The sequence below is a fragment of the Cellulomonas sp. P5_C6 genome (genome assembly GCF_054049635.1).
On the sequence record NZ_JBFULZ010000015.1, the window covers coordinates 1 to 14794 of the forward strand.

The 14794-nt window shown below is 74.4% G+C and carries 10 protein-coding genes and 1 pseudogene; 6 read left to right on the top strand and 5 right to left on the bottom strand.

Annotated features, from left to right (window positions below):
- Nucleotides 1-407 precede the first annotated feature (407 nt).
- From ACXJKG_RS03120 to ACXJKG_RS03130, 3 genes are all read left to right on the top strand, one after another.
- On the top strand, nt 408-1169 hold the full coding sequence (locus tag ACXJKG_RS03120) for an isoprenyl transferase (protein WP_456844299.1): 762 nt from the start codon (nt 408-410) through the stop codon (nt 1167-1169).
- 386 nt (nt 1170-1555) lie between these two features.
- Complete coding sequence (locus tag ACXJKG_RS03125) at nt 1556-2935, top strand: PhoH family protein (protein WP_456844300.1); 1380 nt, start codon at nt 1556-1558, stop codon at nt 2933-2935.
- Nucleotides 2936-3157: 222 nt separating this feature from the next.
- Nucleotides 3158-3403, top strand: coding sequence for a TM2 domain-containing protein (locus tag ACXJKG_RS03130; protein ID WP_456844301.1), 246 nt, complete (start codon nt 3158-3160; stop codon nt 3401-3403).
- 77 nt (nt 3404-3480) lie between these two features.
- On the opposite strand, the pseudogene ACXJKG_RS03135 reads toward ACXJKG_RS03130, so the two are convergent.
- Nucleotides 3481-3690: pseudogene (locus ACXJKG_RS03135) on the bottom strand (MarR family transcriptional regulator); the annotation flags it as partial.
- A 138-nt stretch (nt 3691-3828) separates the two neighbouring features.
- On the opposite strand from ACXJKG_RS03135, the gene ACXJKG_RS03140 reads away from it, so the two are divergent.
- Entirely contained in the window at nt 3829-4410 is a 582-nt protein-coding gene (locus ACXJKG_RS03140) for a class I SAM-dependent methyltransferase (protein ID WP_456844302.1), read from the top strand.
- 6 nt (nt 4411-4416) lie between these two features.
- On the opposite strand, the gene ACXJKG_RS03145 is transcribed toward ACXJKG_RS03140, so the two are convergent.
- From ACXJKG_RS03145 to ACXJKG_RS03160, 4 genes are read right to left on the bottom strand one after another with little or no spacing between them, the layout of a single operon-like run.
- Entirely contained in the window at nt 4417-5139 is a 723-nt protein-coding gene (locus ACXJKG_RS03145) for an ABC transporter ATP-binding protein (RefSeq protein WP_456844303.1), read from the bottom strand.
- Nucleotides 5136-6200 carry an ABC transporter ATP-binding protein gene (locus tag ACXJKG_RS03150; RefSeq protein WP_456844304.1) on the bottom strand — a complete coding sequence of 355 codons (1065 nt, stop codon included), beginning with the start codon at nt 6198-6200 and terminating at the stop codon, nt 5136-5138. Before ACXJKG_RS03150 ends, ACXJKG_RS03145 begins: the two co-directional genes overlap by 4 nt.
- Nucleotides 6201-6238: 38 nt before the next feature.
- Nucleotides 6239-9031, bottom strand: a complete 2793-nt coding sequence (locus ACXJKG_RS03155) for an FtsX-like permease family protein (protein ID WP_456844305.1) — start codon at nt 9029-9031, stop codon at nt 6239-6241.
- A complete protein-coding gene (locus tag ACXJKG_RS03160) occupies nt 9028-12324 on the bottom strand; it encodes an FtsX-like permease family protein (RefSeq protein ID WP_456844306.1) in 3297 nt (1098 codons plus the stop codon). The genes ACXJKG_RS03155 and ACXJKG_RS03160 overlap by 4 nt, the downstream gene beginning before the upstream one ends.
- 159 nt (nt 12325-12483) lie before the next feature.
- Here ACXJKG_RS03160 and ACXJKG_RS03165 point away from each other — a divergent pair, with 159 nt between their 5' ends.
- Entirely contained in the window at nt 12484-13149 is a 666-nt protein-coding gene (locus tag ACXJKG_RS03165) for a PadR family transcriptional regulator (RefSeq protein WP_456844307.1), read from the top strand.
- Nucleotides 13146-14786: a DHA2 family efflux MFS transporter permease subunit gene (locus ACXJKG_RS03170; protein WP_456844308.1), complete on the top strand. Its 1641-nt coding sequence runs from the start codon at nt 13146-13148 to the stop codon at nt 14784-14786. The genes ACXJKG_RS03165 and ACXJKG_RS03170 overlap by 4 nt, the downstream gene beginning before the upstream one ends.
- The last annotated feature ends 8 nt before the right edge of the window (nt 14787-14794 follow it).

Sequence of the window (14794 nt, forward strand, 5' to 3'; positions counted from 1 at the left end):
GGGCGCGACGCCCGCGTGGATCCAGCCCCGCAGGTGCGGCTTGACGGTGTCCGCCACGCGCTCCACCAGCCCCGACTGCTCCTCGGTCGCCGAGGGCGACGTGGCCGCGGGCTGCGCACCCGGGGTTCCCGGGGCGGGCACGGGGGAGGAGCTCATGGACCGGACTCGATTCGTCAGCGGGAACCTACGACACCGTAGGTTACGACACCGTAGGTAGAGGTGTCGACCGCGGTGCCGGGGACTCGGGCGGTCGGCGTGGGGGTCGTCGGGAACCCTGTCCCGACGCTCCCGAACGTACCGCGCGCGGCGCGAGCGACCCAACGGGCGGCGGCGCCGGACACGGGTCCGCGGGGCCTGCGCGACGAGTACGGTGAGCGGGTTCCGGTCGCCCGATCCGAGGAGTGCGCGTGCGTCTGCCCCACCCGCTCTACGGGCTGTACGAACGCCGGCTGGCGGCGTCCCTCCCGAAGGACGGGCTCCCGCGCCACGTCGGGGTCATCCTCGACGGCAACCGCCGCTGGGCGCGCAGCGTGGGGGAGTCCACCCGGCACGGGCACCAGGCCGGCGCGGACAAGATCGCCGACCTGCTGCAGTGGAGCGAGGACATCGGCGTCGAGGTGGTGACGCTGTGGATGCTGTCCACCGACAACCTCGCCCGCGGGGCCGACGAGCTCGAGCAGCTGCTCGGGATCATCGAGGACGCGGTCGGGTCGCTCGCGGCGACGGGGCGCTGGCGGATCCAGGCCGTCGGCGCGCTCGAGCTCCTGCCGGACCAGACGGTCAAGGCCCTGGTCTCCGCGGAGGAGGCGACCGCCGACGTCATCGGGCTGCACGTCAACGTCGCGGTCGGGTACGGCGGTCGGCGCGAGATCGCGGACGCGGTGAAGTCGTTCCTGCGCGAGCACGCCGACGCGGGGTCGAGCCTCGACGAGCTGGCGGAGGCGTTCGACGTCGAGCACATCGCCGAGCACCTCTACACCAAGGGCCAGCCGGACCCCGAGCTGGTCATCCGCACCTCCGGCGAGCAGCGGCTCGGGGGGTTCCTGCTCTGGCAGAGCGCGCACTCGGAGTTCTACTTCTGCGAGGCGTACTGGCCCGACTTCCGGCGCGTGGACTTCCTCCGGGCGGTCCGCGCGTACGCCGCGCGGGAGCGTCGCGGCGGTCGCTGAGGCCGATCGGGTTAATTGTGTCGGGGCCCGTGGGCGGTCCCCGGGCCCGTCCGAGGGCGGCCTTGGTGCTCCCACCTGCGGCTCCGCCTCGCCGGGGCGCCGACGTCGGCCGGCGGGCCGCGTACCGCTCAGATGAACAGCGTGTAACCACTTCGCGTGTCGTGCCGGAGGCGCCGCGGGCCGGGCTTATGTTCCGGCGTAGAGGACGGCGACCGCCGTCCCCGGGAGGCCAGCCCATGGAGCATCTGCTCCGGGAGGTGGGCCGGATCCGGCCCTCGGCCGACCGCCCCCGTCCCGTCGCCGTTCGTCGGTGCGTGGTCCTGCTCTGGCAGGACGCCGGCGTCCGGTGCCCGTCGCGGCGCACGTAGCGCCGGAGGGAGCCTGCCGTGGTCAGCAACGCGCAGAACGACATCGAGCCCACGACGTCCGAGGTCGCGACCGAAGGTCGCCGGACGCACGTGCTGGACACCTCGGTCCTGCTGTCCGACCCGCGGGCGATCCTGCGCTTCGCCGAGCACGACGTGGTGCTGCCCGTCGTGGTCATCACGGAGCTCGAGGCGAAGCGTCACCACGCCGAGCTGGGCTACTTCGCCCGCGCCGCCCTGCGGATGCTGGACGACCTGCGCATCGAGCACGGCCGCCTCGACACCCCGATCCCCCTGGGCGAGGACGGCGGCACCCTGCGCGTCGAGCTCAACCACACCGACCCGACCGTCCTGCCGGCCGGCTTCCGGCTGGGCGACAACGACACCCGGATCCTCGCGGTCGCGGCCAACCTCGCCGCCGAGGGCCGGGACGTCACGGTCGTCTCCAAGGACCTGCCGATGCGCGTCAAGGCGTCCGCGGTGGGTCTGCGTGCCGAGGAGTACCGCGCCGAGCTGGCGGTGGACTCGGGCTGGACCGGGATGGACGCGCTCGACCTGGCCGAGCAGCAGATGGCGACCCTCTGGGAGCACGAGACGGTCGCGCTCGCGGACATCCCCTCCGGCTTCACGGCGGGCAGCCCGAACCCGAACGACCTGCTGTGCCACACCGGCGTCGTGCTGCACAGCCCTCGCGGCTCGGCCCTGGGCCGTGTGACCGCGGACAAGCACGTGCAGCTGGTCCGCGGCGACCAGGACGTCTTCGGCCTGCACGGCCGCAGCGCCGAGCAGCGCATCGCGATCGACCTGCTGCTCGACGAGGAGATCGGCATCGTCTCCCTCGGCGGCCGCGCCGGGACCGGCAAGTCGGCGCTCGCGCTGTGCGCGGGGCTCGAGGCCGTGCTCGAGCGCCGGCAGCACCGCAAGGTCATGGTGTTCCGGCCGCTGTACGCGGTCGGCGGCCAGGACCTGGGCTACCTGCCCGGCAGCGCCGACGAGAAGATGAACCCCTGGGCGCAGGCCGTCTTCGACACCCTCGGGGCGCTGGTCTCCAAGGAGGTCGTCGAGGAGATCATGGACCGCGACATCCTCGAGGTCCTGCCGCTCACCCACATCCGCGGGCGCTCGCTGCACGACGCGTTCGTGATCGTCGACGAGGCCCAGTCGCTCGAGCGCAACGTCCTGCTCACCGTGCTGTCCCGCATCGGTCAGAGCTCGCGCGTGGTCCTCACGCACGACGTCGCCCAGCGCGACAACCTGCGGGTCGGCCGGCACGACGGCGTCGCGGCCGTCATCGAGGCGCTCAAGGGCCACCCGCTGTTCGCGCACATCACGCTGACCCGTTCGGAGCGCTCGCCGGTCGCGGCGCTCGTGACGGAGCTGCTGGAGGGCATCGAGGTCTGAGGCCCGCGACGACGCCCGGGTCCGCTGCGGACCCGGGCGTCCGCGCGTTCGAGGGAAGCGTTGTCCGGTGTGCCCTGGACCGTCCCGGTGGCCGCGGGTGAAGTCCTGCCGGTGGGCAGCCGATCGGTCCGGAGCGCGGCCCGGCGCTCACTACGCTTCCCCCCGATCCACACACGGCCCGACCCCTGAGTCGCGCCCGAACACGCGCCCAGGAGGCCATCCATGAGCACCAACGCACCGTACGGCGTCGAGACCGTCAGCCCGAAGCTCCTGCTGCCCGCCAGCCTGCTGTGCTTCTTCCTCGGCACGCTCGGCATCCACCGCTTCTACGTCGGCAAGGTCGGCACCGGGATCGCGATGATCCTGACGCTCGGCGGCCTCGGCGTGTGGACCCTGGTGGACTTCATCATGCTGCTCGTCGGCGCGTTCAAGGACAAGAACGGCCTGCCGCTCAAGCAGTGGACCTGAGCACCCCGACGTCTCTTTGAGGCGTGTCGCGACGACGCCCGGGTTTCCCTGAGGGAGCCCGGGCGGAGCTGGAGCCGGTAGTGGCGCCGGTCCTCGGGGTCCCGCTCGCGCGAGATCCAGCCGCGGCCCTCGAGCCCGCCGGCGAGCCTGCTCACGGTGCTCTTCTCCAGCCCCAGCCGGGCCGCGAGCTCCTGCTGGGAGAGCGCGCCCGCCTCGGCCAGCTCCCCGAGCGCGAACGTCTCGGACAGCGAGAGCCGCACGCCGGCGTGCTCGTGCTGGGTCTGCACGGCGTCCAGCAGGCCGCTCGTGCGGGCGAGCTGCTGGAAGAACCGGCGAAGATCGTCGTCCGGAAAGGTTGTGTCGTACAACTGCTGCGCCTACGCTCTCCCTAAGAGTTGTGAAGCACAACTGTATCGGAGAGCCTGATGACGACCGTGACGCACCGCGCCCGCGAGAGCATGTTCGGTCTCGTGCACCACCCCGCGCAGTACAGCCGGTTCGCCGGCCACCTCGCCGCGAGCCTGTACCGGCGGGTCGCCCGCGACGTCGACGGCCTCGCGCTGCCGCCGGGCGCGCGGGTGCTCGACGTCGGCACGGGGCCGGGCGCGTTGCCGAGGCTGCTCGCCGACGACCGTCCCGACCTGCAGATCGACGCGATCGACCTCTCCCCGGACATGATCGCGCAGGCCACCGGGTCGGCCCCGGCGTCCGTGACCTTCGCGGTCGCCGACGTCGCCCGGCTGCCGTGGCCGGACGCCACGTTCGACCTCGTGGTGTCGACCATCAGCCAGCACCACTGGGTCGACCCGACCGCTGGCATGGCCGAGGTGCGGCGGGTGCTCCGCCCGGGCGGACGGGCGTGGGTCTACGACTTCCGCTGGGCGCTCACGCGGGCGCAGCGCGCCGCAGAGCCGCTCGACGCCGACACCGCGGTGGCTCGACAGAGCCCGCTGTCGGGCTCGGAGTGGTTCAGCCCGATCGGTCGCGTGGTGCTGCGGCCGGCGTGACCGCGCTCAGCCCTCGACCAGCCGCCCGTCCGCGAGGTTCAGCACCCGGTCCGCCAGCGAGACCATGAGCGGGTCGTGGGTCGAGACGATGGCCGTCATGCCCTCCGCCTCGACGACCGCCCGGATCAGGGCCATCACCGCCTTGCCCGTCTCGGTGTCCAGCTGGCCGGTCGGCTCGTCGGCGACCAGCAGGCGGGGGGAGTTGGCCAGCGAGCGGGCGATGGCCACCCGCTGCTGCTGGCCGCCGGACATCTCGCCGGGCCGCTGCAGGGCGTGCGGGCCCAGGCCGACCAGGTCGAGCAGCAGCTGCACGCGCGCCTCGCGGTCCTTGGTGGGCAGCTTGCGCAGCCGCAGCGGCACGCCCACGTTCTCGGCCGCCGACAGCACGGGCACCAGCCCGAACGTCTGGAACACGAACGAGACCACGTCGCGCCTCAGCTCGACCAGGCCGCCCTCGTCGAGCGTCGACACCTCGCGCCCGTCGACGACCACGCGGCCCTCGTCGGGGCGGTCGAGGCCGCCGATCACGTTGAGCAGGGTCGTCTTGCCCGAGCCCGACCGGCCGACCAGCGCGACCAGCTCACCGGGCTGGATCGTGAACGAGACGTCGCGCAGGGCGTGCACCGCGCCGGTGCCGGAGCCGTAGGTCCGGCTCACGTGCTCGACGCGGACCACGGCGTCGGTCGCGCCGGGCGTCGTGGGTGCGGGGGCGGTGGTCGCGGTGCTCATCGGGAGGCCTCCGGGTCGGGCGTGAGCGGCTCGGCGGCCGAGTGCCGGCCGGACCGGCGGGGCGTCGCGTCGTCGTCCGCCGGTGGTGCCACGGGGGAGGGCGGGCCGCCGACCTCCCGCGCCGGCACYGGGCGGTCCGGCCACAGCGACACGTGCGACTCCTCCAGAGCGAGCCGCACGCGCCCGACCAGGTTCAACGCGTCCCGGTACTCCTGGGGCAGCTGCACCCGACCGGCGCGGTCGAGCACCGCGAGCTCCTCGGCCACCACGTGCTCGGTGCCGTCCTCGCGCGTGTGCGTGCGGCGCACGGTCTCCGAGCTGGTGCGGCCGTCGCGGATGGCCACGGTGCGCTGCACGTGCTCGCTGACGCCGGGGTCGTGGGTGACGACGACGACCGTGGTGCCCAGCTCGCGGTTGACCGTCCGCAACCCCTCGAGGACGTCGTGCGAGGTGGCGGAGTCGAGCTCGCCGGTGGGCTCGTCGGCGAACAGGACCTGCGGGGAGTTGGCCAGGGCCACGGCGATCGCGACGCGCTGCTGCTCGCCGCCGGACATCTGCCCCGGCCGGCGGTCGGCGCAGTAGCCGACGCCGAGCACGTCGAGCAGGTCGGCGGCACGGCGGTCCCGCTCCTTGCGCCGGACCCCGGACAGGGCGAGCGGGAAGGCGACGTTCTCCGTGGCCGTGAGGTACGGCACGACGTTGCGGGCGGTCTGCTGCCAGACGAACCCGACCATCGAGCGCCGGTATTCCACCCGCTGCGCGCTCGACATCGCCATGAGGTCCCACGGACCCACCCGCACCCGCCCGGCCGTCGGCACGTCGAGGCCGGACAGCACCGACAGCAGGGTCGACTTGCCGGACCCGGAGGCGCCGACGATCGCGACGAGCTCCCCGTCCTCGACCAGCAGGTCCAGGCCCTGCAGCGCCTGCACCTCGACCCCCTCGGACTGGTAGATGCGCACCAGCGAGTCGCAGACGATCAGCGCGTGCTCGCCGAACGTCCCCGTGCGCTGCCGGGCCCGCTCCTCGAGCGCGCCCAGCGCGGTCTCCGTGACAGTCACGTGTGCCTCCCTCGCGTCGTCCGTCCCTGCATGAACCGTCATCGCTCGCCCACCCTCAGCACCTCACCCAGCCGGTCACGCCGCCGCACGGCCGACTCGACCACCACGGCGACCGCGAGCGCGACCAGCACGACCGCCGCCGCGCCCACGATCGGGACCCAGGTGACCTGCAGGACCGTCGCCTCGGCCGCGCCGGTGACGAGGTCGAGCCCGAGCGCCCCGATGAGCATCCACGGCACCGCGATGCCGACGGCGGTCCCCGCGACCAGGGCGGCGACCGCCAGCGGGGCGAGCTCACCGAACGTCATGGCGCGCGCCGTGCGGCCGTCGAGCCCCAGGGTGCGCAGGGCCGAGAGCGTCCGGCCGCGCTCGCGCGACGTCGCCACCACGGTGAGCACCAGCGCGATGGCGGCGTAGCCCGCGAGCGCGATGCCGACCGCGACGAGCAGGTCCACCAGGCCGGCGGTCAGCGGCGACGAGCGCCACGTGCTGAGCCAGGTGGTCCGCTCGGTGACCGTGATCCCGGGATCGTCGGTCAGCGCAGCCGCCCGCACCGCGTCGACGGCGCCCGGGCCGGCCACCCAGGCGACGGAGGCGGGCAGGTCGATCCCGCTGACGGCCGCGTAGCGCGCGCGGTCGACGATGACGATCGCGTCGGTGTCGGAGGGGGCGTCGTCCGCCTTCTCGGCGACGGTCGGCGGGTGCTGGGCGGTGCCGACCACGTCCAGGTCGAGGAACCGGGACTTGCCCATCACGGCCGGCTGGATCAGCTCGGCCGTCCGCTGGAGCGCCGGGGTGATGAGGGCGGGCACGTCCGAGCCCGAGGCGTCGCCGAGACCGGCGAGACCGGCGTCGACCGGTCGCCCGGCCGCGGTCAGGACGGCGGCGAGGTCGGCCGCGTCGACCAGGATCAGCTGCGCCTTGGTGCCGCTCTCGCGCCCGAACGTCCGGCTCCCGAGCGGGATGGCGCCGGCGACGGCGGTGACCCCGGGCTCGTCGCGCAGCGCGTCCAGCGTCTCGGTCGGGATGGTGCCGTCGAGCCGGACGGGTGCGCCGACGACGATGTCGGCCGCCGCGAGCTGACCGCGCTGCACGGTGACGGCGGTCGTCCCGCAGAAGACCACGAGCGCGACGGCGACGGTGAGCGTGAGCAGCGGGACGCGCGTGCCCGCCGTGCTGCTCGCCCGGGCCGTCGCGATGACGGGCACCAACCCGCGCCGGTGGGCGGCGAGCCCGGACAGGCCGCGCAGGATCGGCGGCAGCGCACGGGAGGCCAGCAGGGTCGCGGCGCACGCGAGGAGCACGGGGGTCGAGGCCAGCAGGAGGTCGACGCCGCCGGTCGCGGTCTGCAGCAGGCCGCGCGCGTGGACGGACACCAGCGCCGCGGCGGCGACCGCGACGACGGCGAGCTCGGCGGTCAGCCGGCGCACCCGGCGTCGGCGCAGGACGCGCTCGCGGTCGGACCGGTTGGCCGGCAGCCTGCGCCCGGTCCAGGCCCCGCGGACCACCCGACCGGCGGAGATCGGGGGCGCCAGCACGGCGACGACGGCGACCATCGCCGCGACCGTCCACGACCCGCGGGCGTCGGGTTCGAGCAGCCACGCGCCCAGCGCGCCGACCGCGGTGGCCAGGACGACCAGCGGCACGCTCTCGACCAGGGCGCGCACGGCCACGGAGGCCACGGACGCGCCGCGGGCCCGCTCGGAGAGCAGGAACGTCTCCCGGCGCACCACCAGCAGGCGGGCCGCGAGCACGAGCGCGAGCGCGCCGACCACGGCGAGCCCGATCAGCAGCACCGAGGCCTGCGCGGTCCCGGCGACCAGCCGAGCGTCGGCGGCGCGGAGCACGGCGCCCAGCTCGGTCGTCACCGCCGGCGTCTGCCCGTCCGAGCCCGTGAGCGAGGCCGCGCCGCTGGTCAGCTGCACGACCGCCCGCTCGACGTCGTGCGTGTCGGTGGCCAGCAGGTGGTCGGGTTCCGCGGGGAACCGGTAGATCGTCTTGATGGCTCCGCGCGGCATCCCCAGCAGCATGTCGGGCAGCGAGGCGTCGGACAGGAGCAGGCCGACCCGGCCGGCGGCGGCCGCGGCCACCGGCGTGGGGACCTCGTCCAGCAGGTCGGGGTGGCCGGACCACACGGGGGAGTCCGGGTCGAGCGGCTCGTACAGGCCGGTGACCAGCACATCGACGGCGCCGAGCCTCGGACCCTTGACCGCGAACCGGTCGCCCACGGTGATGCCGACCCTGTCCGCGGCCGCGGCCGACAGGCCGACCTCGACGACCCTCGGGTCCTCGCCGGTGGGCACCGCGTGGGGCTGGTCGGCGACCGTCGGTGCCGGGGACGCCCGCGGCTCGAGACCGGTGACCCACCGCACGACCTCGCGAGGCGAGCCGTACGCGACGTGCTCGAGGCGGGTGGCGAGCAGCCCGGAGGTGGTGTCGATCGTGACGGCTGGACTCTGCACGGCCGTCACGGGCGCGCCGGTGACGTCCGCGACGGCCGCCGGCAGGGACTGCGCCATGGTGGTCGCGGCATTGGCGACGAGGGTGGCGGCGTCGTCCTGGCGGCCGTCCGCGGAGCCGGGCGCCGAGCTGACGGTGGCCACGACGTCCGCCGCGGGCCCGGCGTCCAGCACGGCCTGCTGGACGCCCTCGTCGGCCATCCGCAGCACCACCCGGGGGACCACGAGCGAGAGGAGCACCGTGACCGCGAGGAGCAGCGCGGACAACGTGAGCAGGCCCGCGTCCTGGCGGCTGCGTCGCCGCGCGACGAGGACACCGTCGGCGGTGGCCGCGCGCCAGCCCACGGCGGCGCGTCCCGAGAGCACGGTCATCGCTCGTCCCCCAACCGCAGCAGCTCGCCGGACGCCTTGCGCAGCAGCAGGTTCGTGGTGAGCGCGACGGCGGTGCCGACGAGCACGACCAGCAGCGTCACCAGCGCGAGCTCGGCGGTCCACGGCCAGTCCACGATCACCTGCGGGACGGGCCGACCGCCCGTCGCCGAGACGGTGACCAGCGGGGCGACGACGTGCGCGAGCAGGGCGCCGAGCGCGAGGCCCGCCGCGAGCCCGAGGGTGCCCAGGATGACGTGCTCGACCAGCACCGACCGCACGAGCGCGGGCCGGGACGTACCGAGTGCCTGCAACCGCGCGAGCTCGAGTCGGCGGGTGCGCACCGCGACGGTCGCGCTCATCGCGAAGCCCGCCACCGCGAGCGCCAGCGCCGCGAACGTGACGATCCACAGCGCGGCCTGCACGCCGACGCGCAGGGGGCCCTCGATCGCCGTCGTGCGGACCTCGACCCGGCTGGTGGCCACGCCCAGCTCGTCGGCCACCACCTGGTCCACCACCGCGGACGCACCGTCGTCGGGGACCTGGAGCCACCACTCGTCGAGCAGCGGCTCGGTCCACGCCGACATCAGCGCCGAGCGCGTGAGCAGGTCGCGGTCCACCAGCAGCCCCGCCCCCCGGGGCATCCCCGGCAGGTACGGGACCTCGCGCTCGATCACGACCGGCACGGGCGCGCCGCCCAGGTCCAGCTGCAGGTGGTCGCCCACCTTCGCCGCGAAGGCCGCCAGCATGGTGTCCGTCGCGACCACCGGCACGACCCCGGGGTCCGCGAACGTCGTGGCGGCCATCCGGGCCTGCCCGAACAGCAGCGCGACCGAGTCGACCCGTGCGGTGAGGTGCAGGCCGTCGTCCTTCATCCCGGCCGCCACGAGCGGGCGTCGGCCGCGGTCGCTCGGGGGCGCGGTGCCGGTCCAGTCCGCGGTGCCGAGCGGGACGGGGGTCACGTCGTCGGCCGTGGCGCCGACCGCCCGCAGGTTGGTCACGCTCACGGCCAGCCCGGTCGTCTGCTGGCCGTTGCCCAGCTGCGCGGCGTCCGTGCTGTCCGCGAGGGCCTGCGCGATCACGGCGACCAGGCGCAGCCCGGCGGCCGTCGCCGGCAGCGGGACGGCGACGTCGGTGGTGGCGCCCAGGAGCGGCACGACCGGCAGCACGAGCGGCGTCCGGGTCCCGTAGGAGTCCTCGACGACGAGCGTCAGCAGCAGCGTGCCGGACAGGGACGGCGTCGCGACGCTGTTCACGTCGAGCACCAGGGCGGTGGGCGAGCCCGGCAGCGGGATCGCGCCGTCCGGGGTGGTCGGCGACAGCGGCGCGGTGATCTCCCCCCAGGTGGGGGTGATCCTGCCCCGCAGCAGGTCGGCGCCCTGCGTGGTGTCGAGCGCGAGCACGTTGACCGACGCGCCGTTGGTCTCCTCGCCGTCCGTCGGCTGGCCGACGTGGACGCTGCGGAACGACACGGCGCTCGCGGCCTGGGCGCCGGACAGCCCGTCGACCGCGGTCGCCTGCGCGAGCGCCGGGCCGTTCAGCCGGCCGACGCGCACGTCCGTGCCCACCGCCAGGTCGACCTGGTCCGACTGCGAGGTGCGCCAGGTGCTCAGGAACGACTGGGAGAAGGAGCCCACGGCCAGCGCGAGCGTGAGCAGCAGCACGGCCCCGGCGGCCCGGGACGGGCGTCGGCCCACCTCCCAGGCGGCCAGCGGCGCCACCAGCGAGCGGCCGCGCGCGGCGAGGCGTTCGCCGACCGCGGCGACCAGCGGGAGCGCCCGCAGCGCGAGCACGGCGCCGGCCAGGAGCAGCAGGGCGGGCGCGGCGACGAGGATCGGGTCGAGGCGGGCCCCGGCCACGACGGGGGAGCGGTAGGTCTGCAGCTGCCAGACGCCCAGCGCGGCCAGGGCGACCAGCGCGAGGTCGGCCCCGGACCGCGCGAGGCCGCCGCGCCGGTCCTGGCGCACCAGCTGCTGCTCGGCCTCCACCACGCTGCCCCGGCGCCGCAGCAGCGGGCCCAGCAGGACGGCGGCCAGCACGAACGACGAGACGATGCAGGTGACCCACAGGGACACGGGCCGACCGGGGTCGGTGTGCATCCCCGCCCGCTCGAGGGGCCCGAACGAGGTGATGAGCCCGTACAGCAGGCCGGCGAGCCACGGGGACACGAGCGTGGTGATCAGAGCGACGACCGCCGCCTCGAGCGACGCGAGGCCGAGCAGCTGGCGGCCGGACGCGCCTCGGGACGCCATCAGGGTCTGCTCGGGCGCGCGCCGGTCGGCGAGCAGCCGGGCGGCGAGCAGCAGCACGGTCACGGCCAGCACGACGAGCATCAGCCCGACGATCACCAGGCTCACGCGGGTGACCGCGAGGTTGCCCGCGGCGACGTCGATGGTCGTGGCCAGGGAGGACTGGAACGTGCCGGACGGGGCGGTGTCGCCGACGGCCGCGGTCAGGGCGGCCTGGGCGTCGTCGAGCCGGGTCCGCAGCTCGGCGACGGAGCCGGCGGGGGCGCCGACGAGGTCGGGGGAGGCGACGAGGTCCGCGGTCGCCAGGGCGGCCGGACCCTGGAGGGCCTCCGGCACCGCGACGAACGGGCCCCACGCGTCCGTGCTGACGAACCCGAAGCTGCCCGGCACGGGGTAGTTCGGGTCGTGCTCGGCGCCCTGCAGGAGGTCGCGGGTCCAGATGCTGCTCAGCCCGGTGAGCTCGTGGATGCCGGTGACGACGAACCGGGTCTGCTGGTAGGTCGCCGTGTTCTGCACGGCCAGCTCGCTGCCGACGGTCCAGCCGTAGGCGTCCGCGGCGACCTTCGGAACGGCGACCTCGACCCGGCCCTGGTCGTCGGCGGCGGCGGTCGGCCAGGCGCCGGCGAGCAGGTGGGCGTCCGACGGCAGCTGCGGGTTCGCGGCCAGGTAGGACAGCGGCGGGACCCGTCCGCCCTCGCCGACCAGGCGGTACATCGGCGAGGTGAGCCACTGGGTGCGCGTGGCGGGGACCGGGCCCAGCAGCTCGTCGAGGAACGACTCGCCCGCGGCGATCGCGGGGGCCGGGTCGGACGTGTCGAGCGACAGGACGGCGTCGATGTCGGTGGTGCTTGCCGGGGCCCGGTCCAGCGCCGTGTCGAGGGCGCTGTGCCCGCTGGTGAACAGCAGGAGGGCGAACGTGCCGAGCAGCGAGGCGCCGACGAGCGCGACGGCCAGTACCGTCGCCAGGAGGGTCCGCTGGGCGGCGGCACGATGGCGCAGCACCCGCAGGCTCCAGCCCATGGCCACCTCCTCCGACGTCCTCGTCACGGGCGCGCACGATCGTCTTCTCGAGGCGCGCGGTCCGGTGATCGTAAAGGACCAGGCTGTGGGTGTGGGAGCGATTCCGCGGATCGGGATCGTCGGGTGGCGCCAGCCTCTTCCGAGGGGTATATTCCCTCCGGAATAGTTGACCTGGAGGTGTCACACATGGCCGAGCTGTCGGCGGTCGCGGTGCTCGTGCTCGGTCTGCTGCACGAGCAGCCGATGCACCCCTACCAGCTGCACCAGACCCTGGTGGAGCGCGGTGACACCCGGATCGTGCGGGTCAACGCAGGCGCCGTCTACCACGGCGTCGAGCGCCTGGAGCGGGACGGGCTGGTTGCCGTCGTCGGCACCGACCGCTCCGGCAAGCGCCCCGAGCGCACCACCTACGGGATCACGGACGCCGGCCGCGCGGCCTTCGCCGAGCGGCTGATCTCCCTGCTCGGCGACGAGCACCCGGCCTACCCCCTGTTCACGGTCGGTCTGGCCGAGGCGAACGAGCTGCCGGCCGACGTCGTCGTCGAGCAGCTCACCCGCCGGCGCGACCGGAAGTCCGCGCACCTGGGCCGCCTGGAGGTGTCCTACGGGGCTCTCCGGGACCTGGGCCTGCCCCGCCGGTACCTCCTCGACGTCGAGCACGACGTCGCGGTGCTCCGGTCGGAGATCGCATGGCTCGACGGGACGCTCGACGAGCTCGGCGCGGGCGCCCTGGACTGGGGCGCCGCGATGCCGCAGTCGTTCGTCGACGCGAAGCGCGCCCTGCGCGCCGTCGATTCCGAGACACCTCACACGTCTAGCACTCACCAGCCCACATCGAAGGACATCCCATGAGCACCACCACCGAGCAGCCTCGCGCGCTCGTCGACCTCCACGGCCGCAGTCCGTGGAGCATCCTGCCCGCGCTGTGCCTCGGCTTCTTCATGATCATGGTGGACACCACGATCGTGAACATCGCGATCCCGTCGCTGGTCAAGGCCTTCGACGCCGACCTCACGGCCGTCGGCTGGGTCAACAGCGCCTACCTGCTGACGTTCGCCACCCTGCTGCTCGTCACGGGCCGGCTCGGTGACCGGTTCGGGCCGCGGCCCGTCTTCATCGTCGGCCTCGTCGTCTTCACGCTCACCTCGCTGCTCTGCGGCCTGGCCGGCTCGATCGCCCTGCTCATCGCCGCCCGCGCGATCCAGGGCATCGGTGCCGCGCTCATGACCCCGCAGACGATGTCGATGATCACCCGGGTCTTCCCCCCGCAGAAGCGCGGCTCGGCGATGGGCCTGTGGGGTGCCGTCGCCGGCATCGCCACGATCACCGGCCCGGTCCTCGGCGGCCTGCTGGTCCAGACCGTCGGCTGGGAGTGGATCTTCTACGTCAACATCCCGGTCGGCGTCGTCGCGCTGGTGCTCGCCGTCCGCACGCTCCCGACCCTGCCCACCGCCAACCGGTCGTTCGACGGCCTCGGCGTCCTGCTGTCGATCGTCGGCATGTTCCTCGTGGTGTTCGGCATCCAGGAGGGCGCGACCTACGACTGGGGCACCATCACGGGCCCGATCACGGTCTGGGGCGTCGTCGGCGCCGGCGTGCTGGTGCTGGTCGCGTTCGTGCTCTGGCAGCGCCACCGCGGCAGCGACGCGCTGCTGCCGCTGTCGCTCTTCCACCACCGCAACTTCTCGTTGGCCAACGTCTCCGGCTGGGCCGTGACCTTCGCGATGATCGGCATCTTCTTCCCGTTCACGCTCTACCTGCAGGAGGTCCTGGGCCTCAGCCCCCTGAACGCCGCGCTCGTCGGCCTGCCGGGGTCGTTGATCTCGGGCGTCGTCGCGCCGTTCGCCGGCCGCCTGTCGGACAGGATCGCCGGTAAGTGGGTCGTCGCCAGCGGGTTCGCCATCCTCGTCGTCGCGATCACGTGGCTCGCGCTCGCGGTCCAGCCCGACGCGCCCGTGTGGCACCTCGTGGTCCCGATGGTGTTCTTCGGTGTCGGCACGGGCGCCCTGTTCTCGCCGCTGGCCAACCTGGCCACCTCGGGTCTCGACGGACGCACCGCCGGCGCGGGCGCCGGCACGTTCAACACGACGCGTCAGATCGGTGGCGTCATGGGGTCGGCCGCCATCGTCGCGATGCTCACGTCGCGCCTCGCGGTCACCATCCCCGCGGCGGCGCAGGACGCGGCCGGCCAGCTGCCGGAGGAGTTCCGCAAGCCGTTCGTCGAGGGGTTCGCCTCCGGCAGCTTCGCCAACGGCGCCGCCCCGCAGCTGCCGTCCTCGGTGCCGGCCGACGTGGCCGCGCACATCCAGGACGTCGCGCTGCAGGCCGTGCACTCGGGCTTCGCGACCGCGGTCACGCAGACGATGCTGCTCACCGTCGCGGTCCTGGGCGTCGGGCTCGTCGCCAGCCTGGCCATGAAGGGCGGCCGCCCGGCGCACCACGGGCCGGCGTCGGCTCCGGCGTCCGCGCCGGTCCCCGTCGAGGCCTGACCGGTACG

Bases quoted from the DNA above. Each gene is read 5' to 3' on its own strand.
- ACXJKG_RS03130 (WP_456844301.1), top strand. From the start codon at position 3,158: ATGAGCACCAACGCACCGTACGGCGTCGAGACCGTCAGCCCGAAGCTC.
- ACXJKG_RS03140 (WP_456844302.1), top strand. From the start codon at position 3,829: ATGACGACCGTGACGCACCGCGCCCGCGAGAGCATGTTCGGTCTCGTG.
- ACXJKG_RS03145 (WP_456844303.1), bottom strand. From the start codon at position 5,139: ATGAGCACCGCGACCACCGCCCCCGCACCCACGACGCCCGGCGCGACC.
- ACXJKG_RS03155 (WP_456844305.1), bottom strand. From the start codon at position 9,031: ATGACCGTGCTCTCGGGACGCGCCGCCGTGGGCTGGCGCGCGGCCACC.
- ACXJKG_RS03165 (WP_456844307.1), top strand. From the start codon at position 12,484: ATGGCCGAGCTGTCGGCGGTCGCGGTGCTCGTGCTCGGTCTGCTGCAC.
- ACXJKG_RS03170 (WP_456844308.1), top strand. From the start codon at position 13,146: ATGAGCACCACCACCGAGCAGCCTCGCGCGCTCGTCGACCTCCACGGC.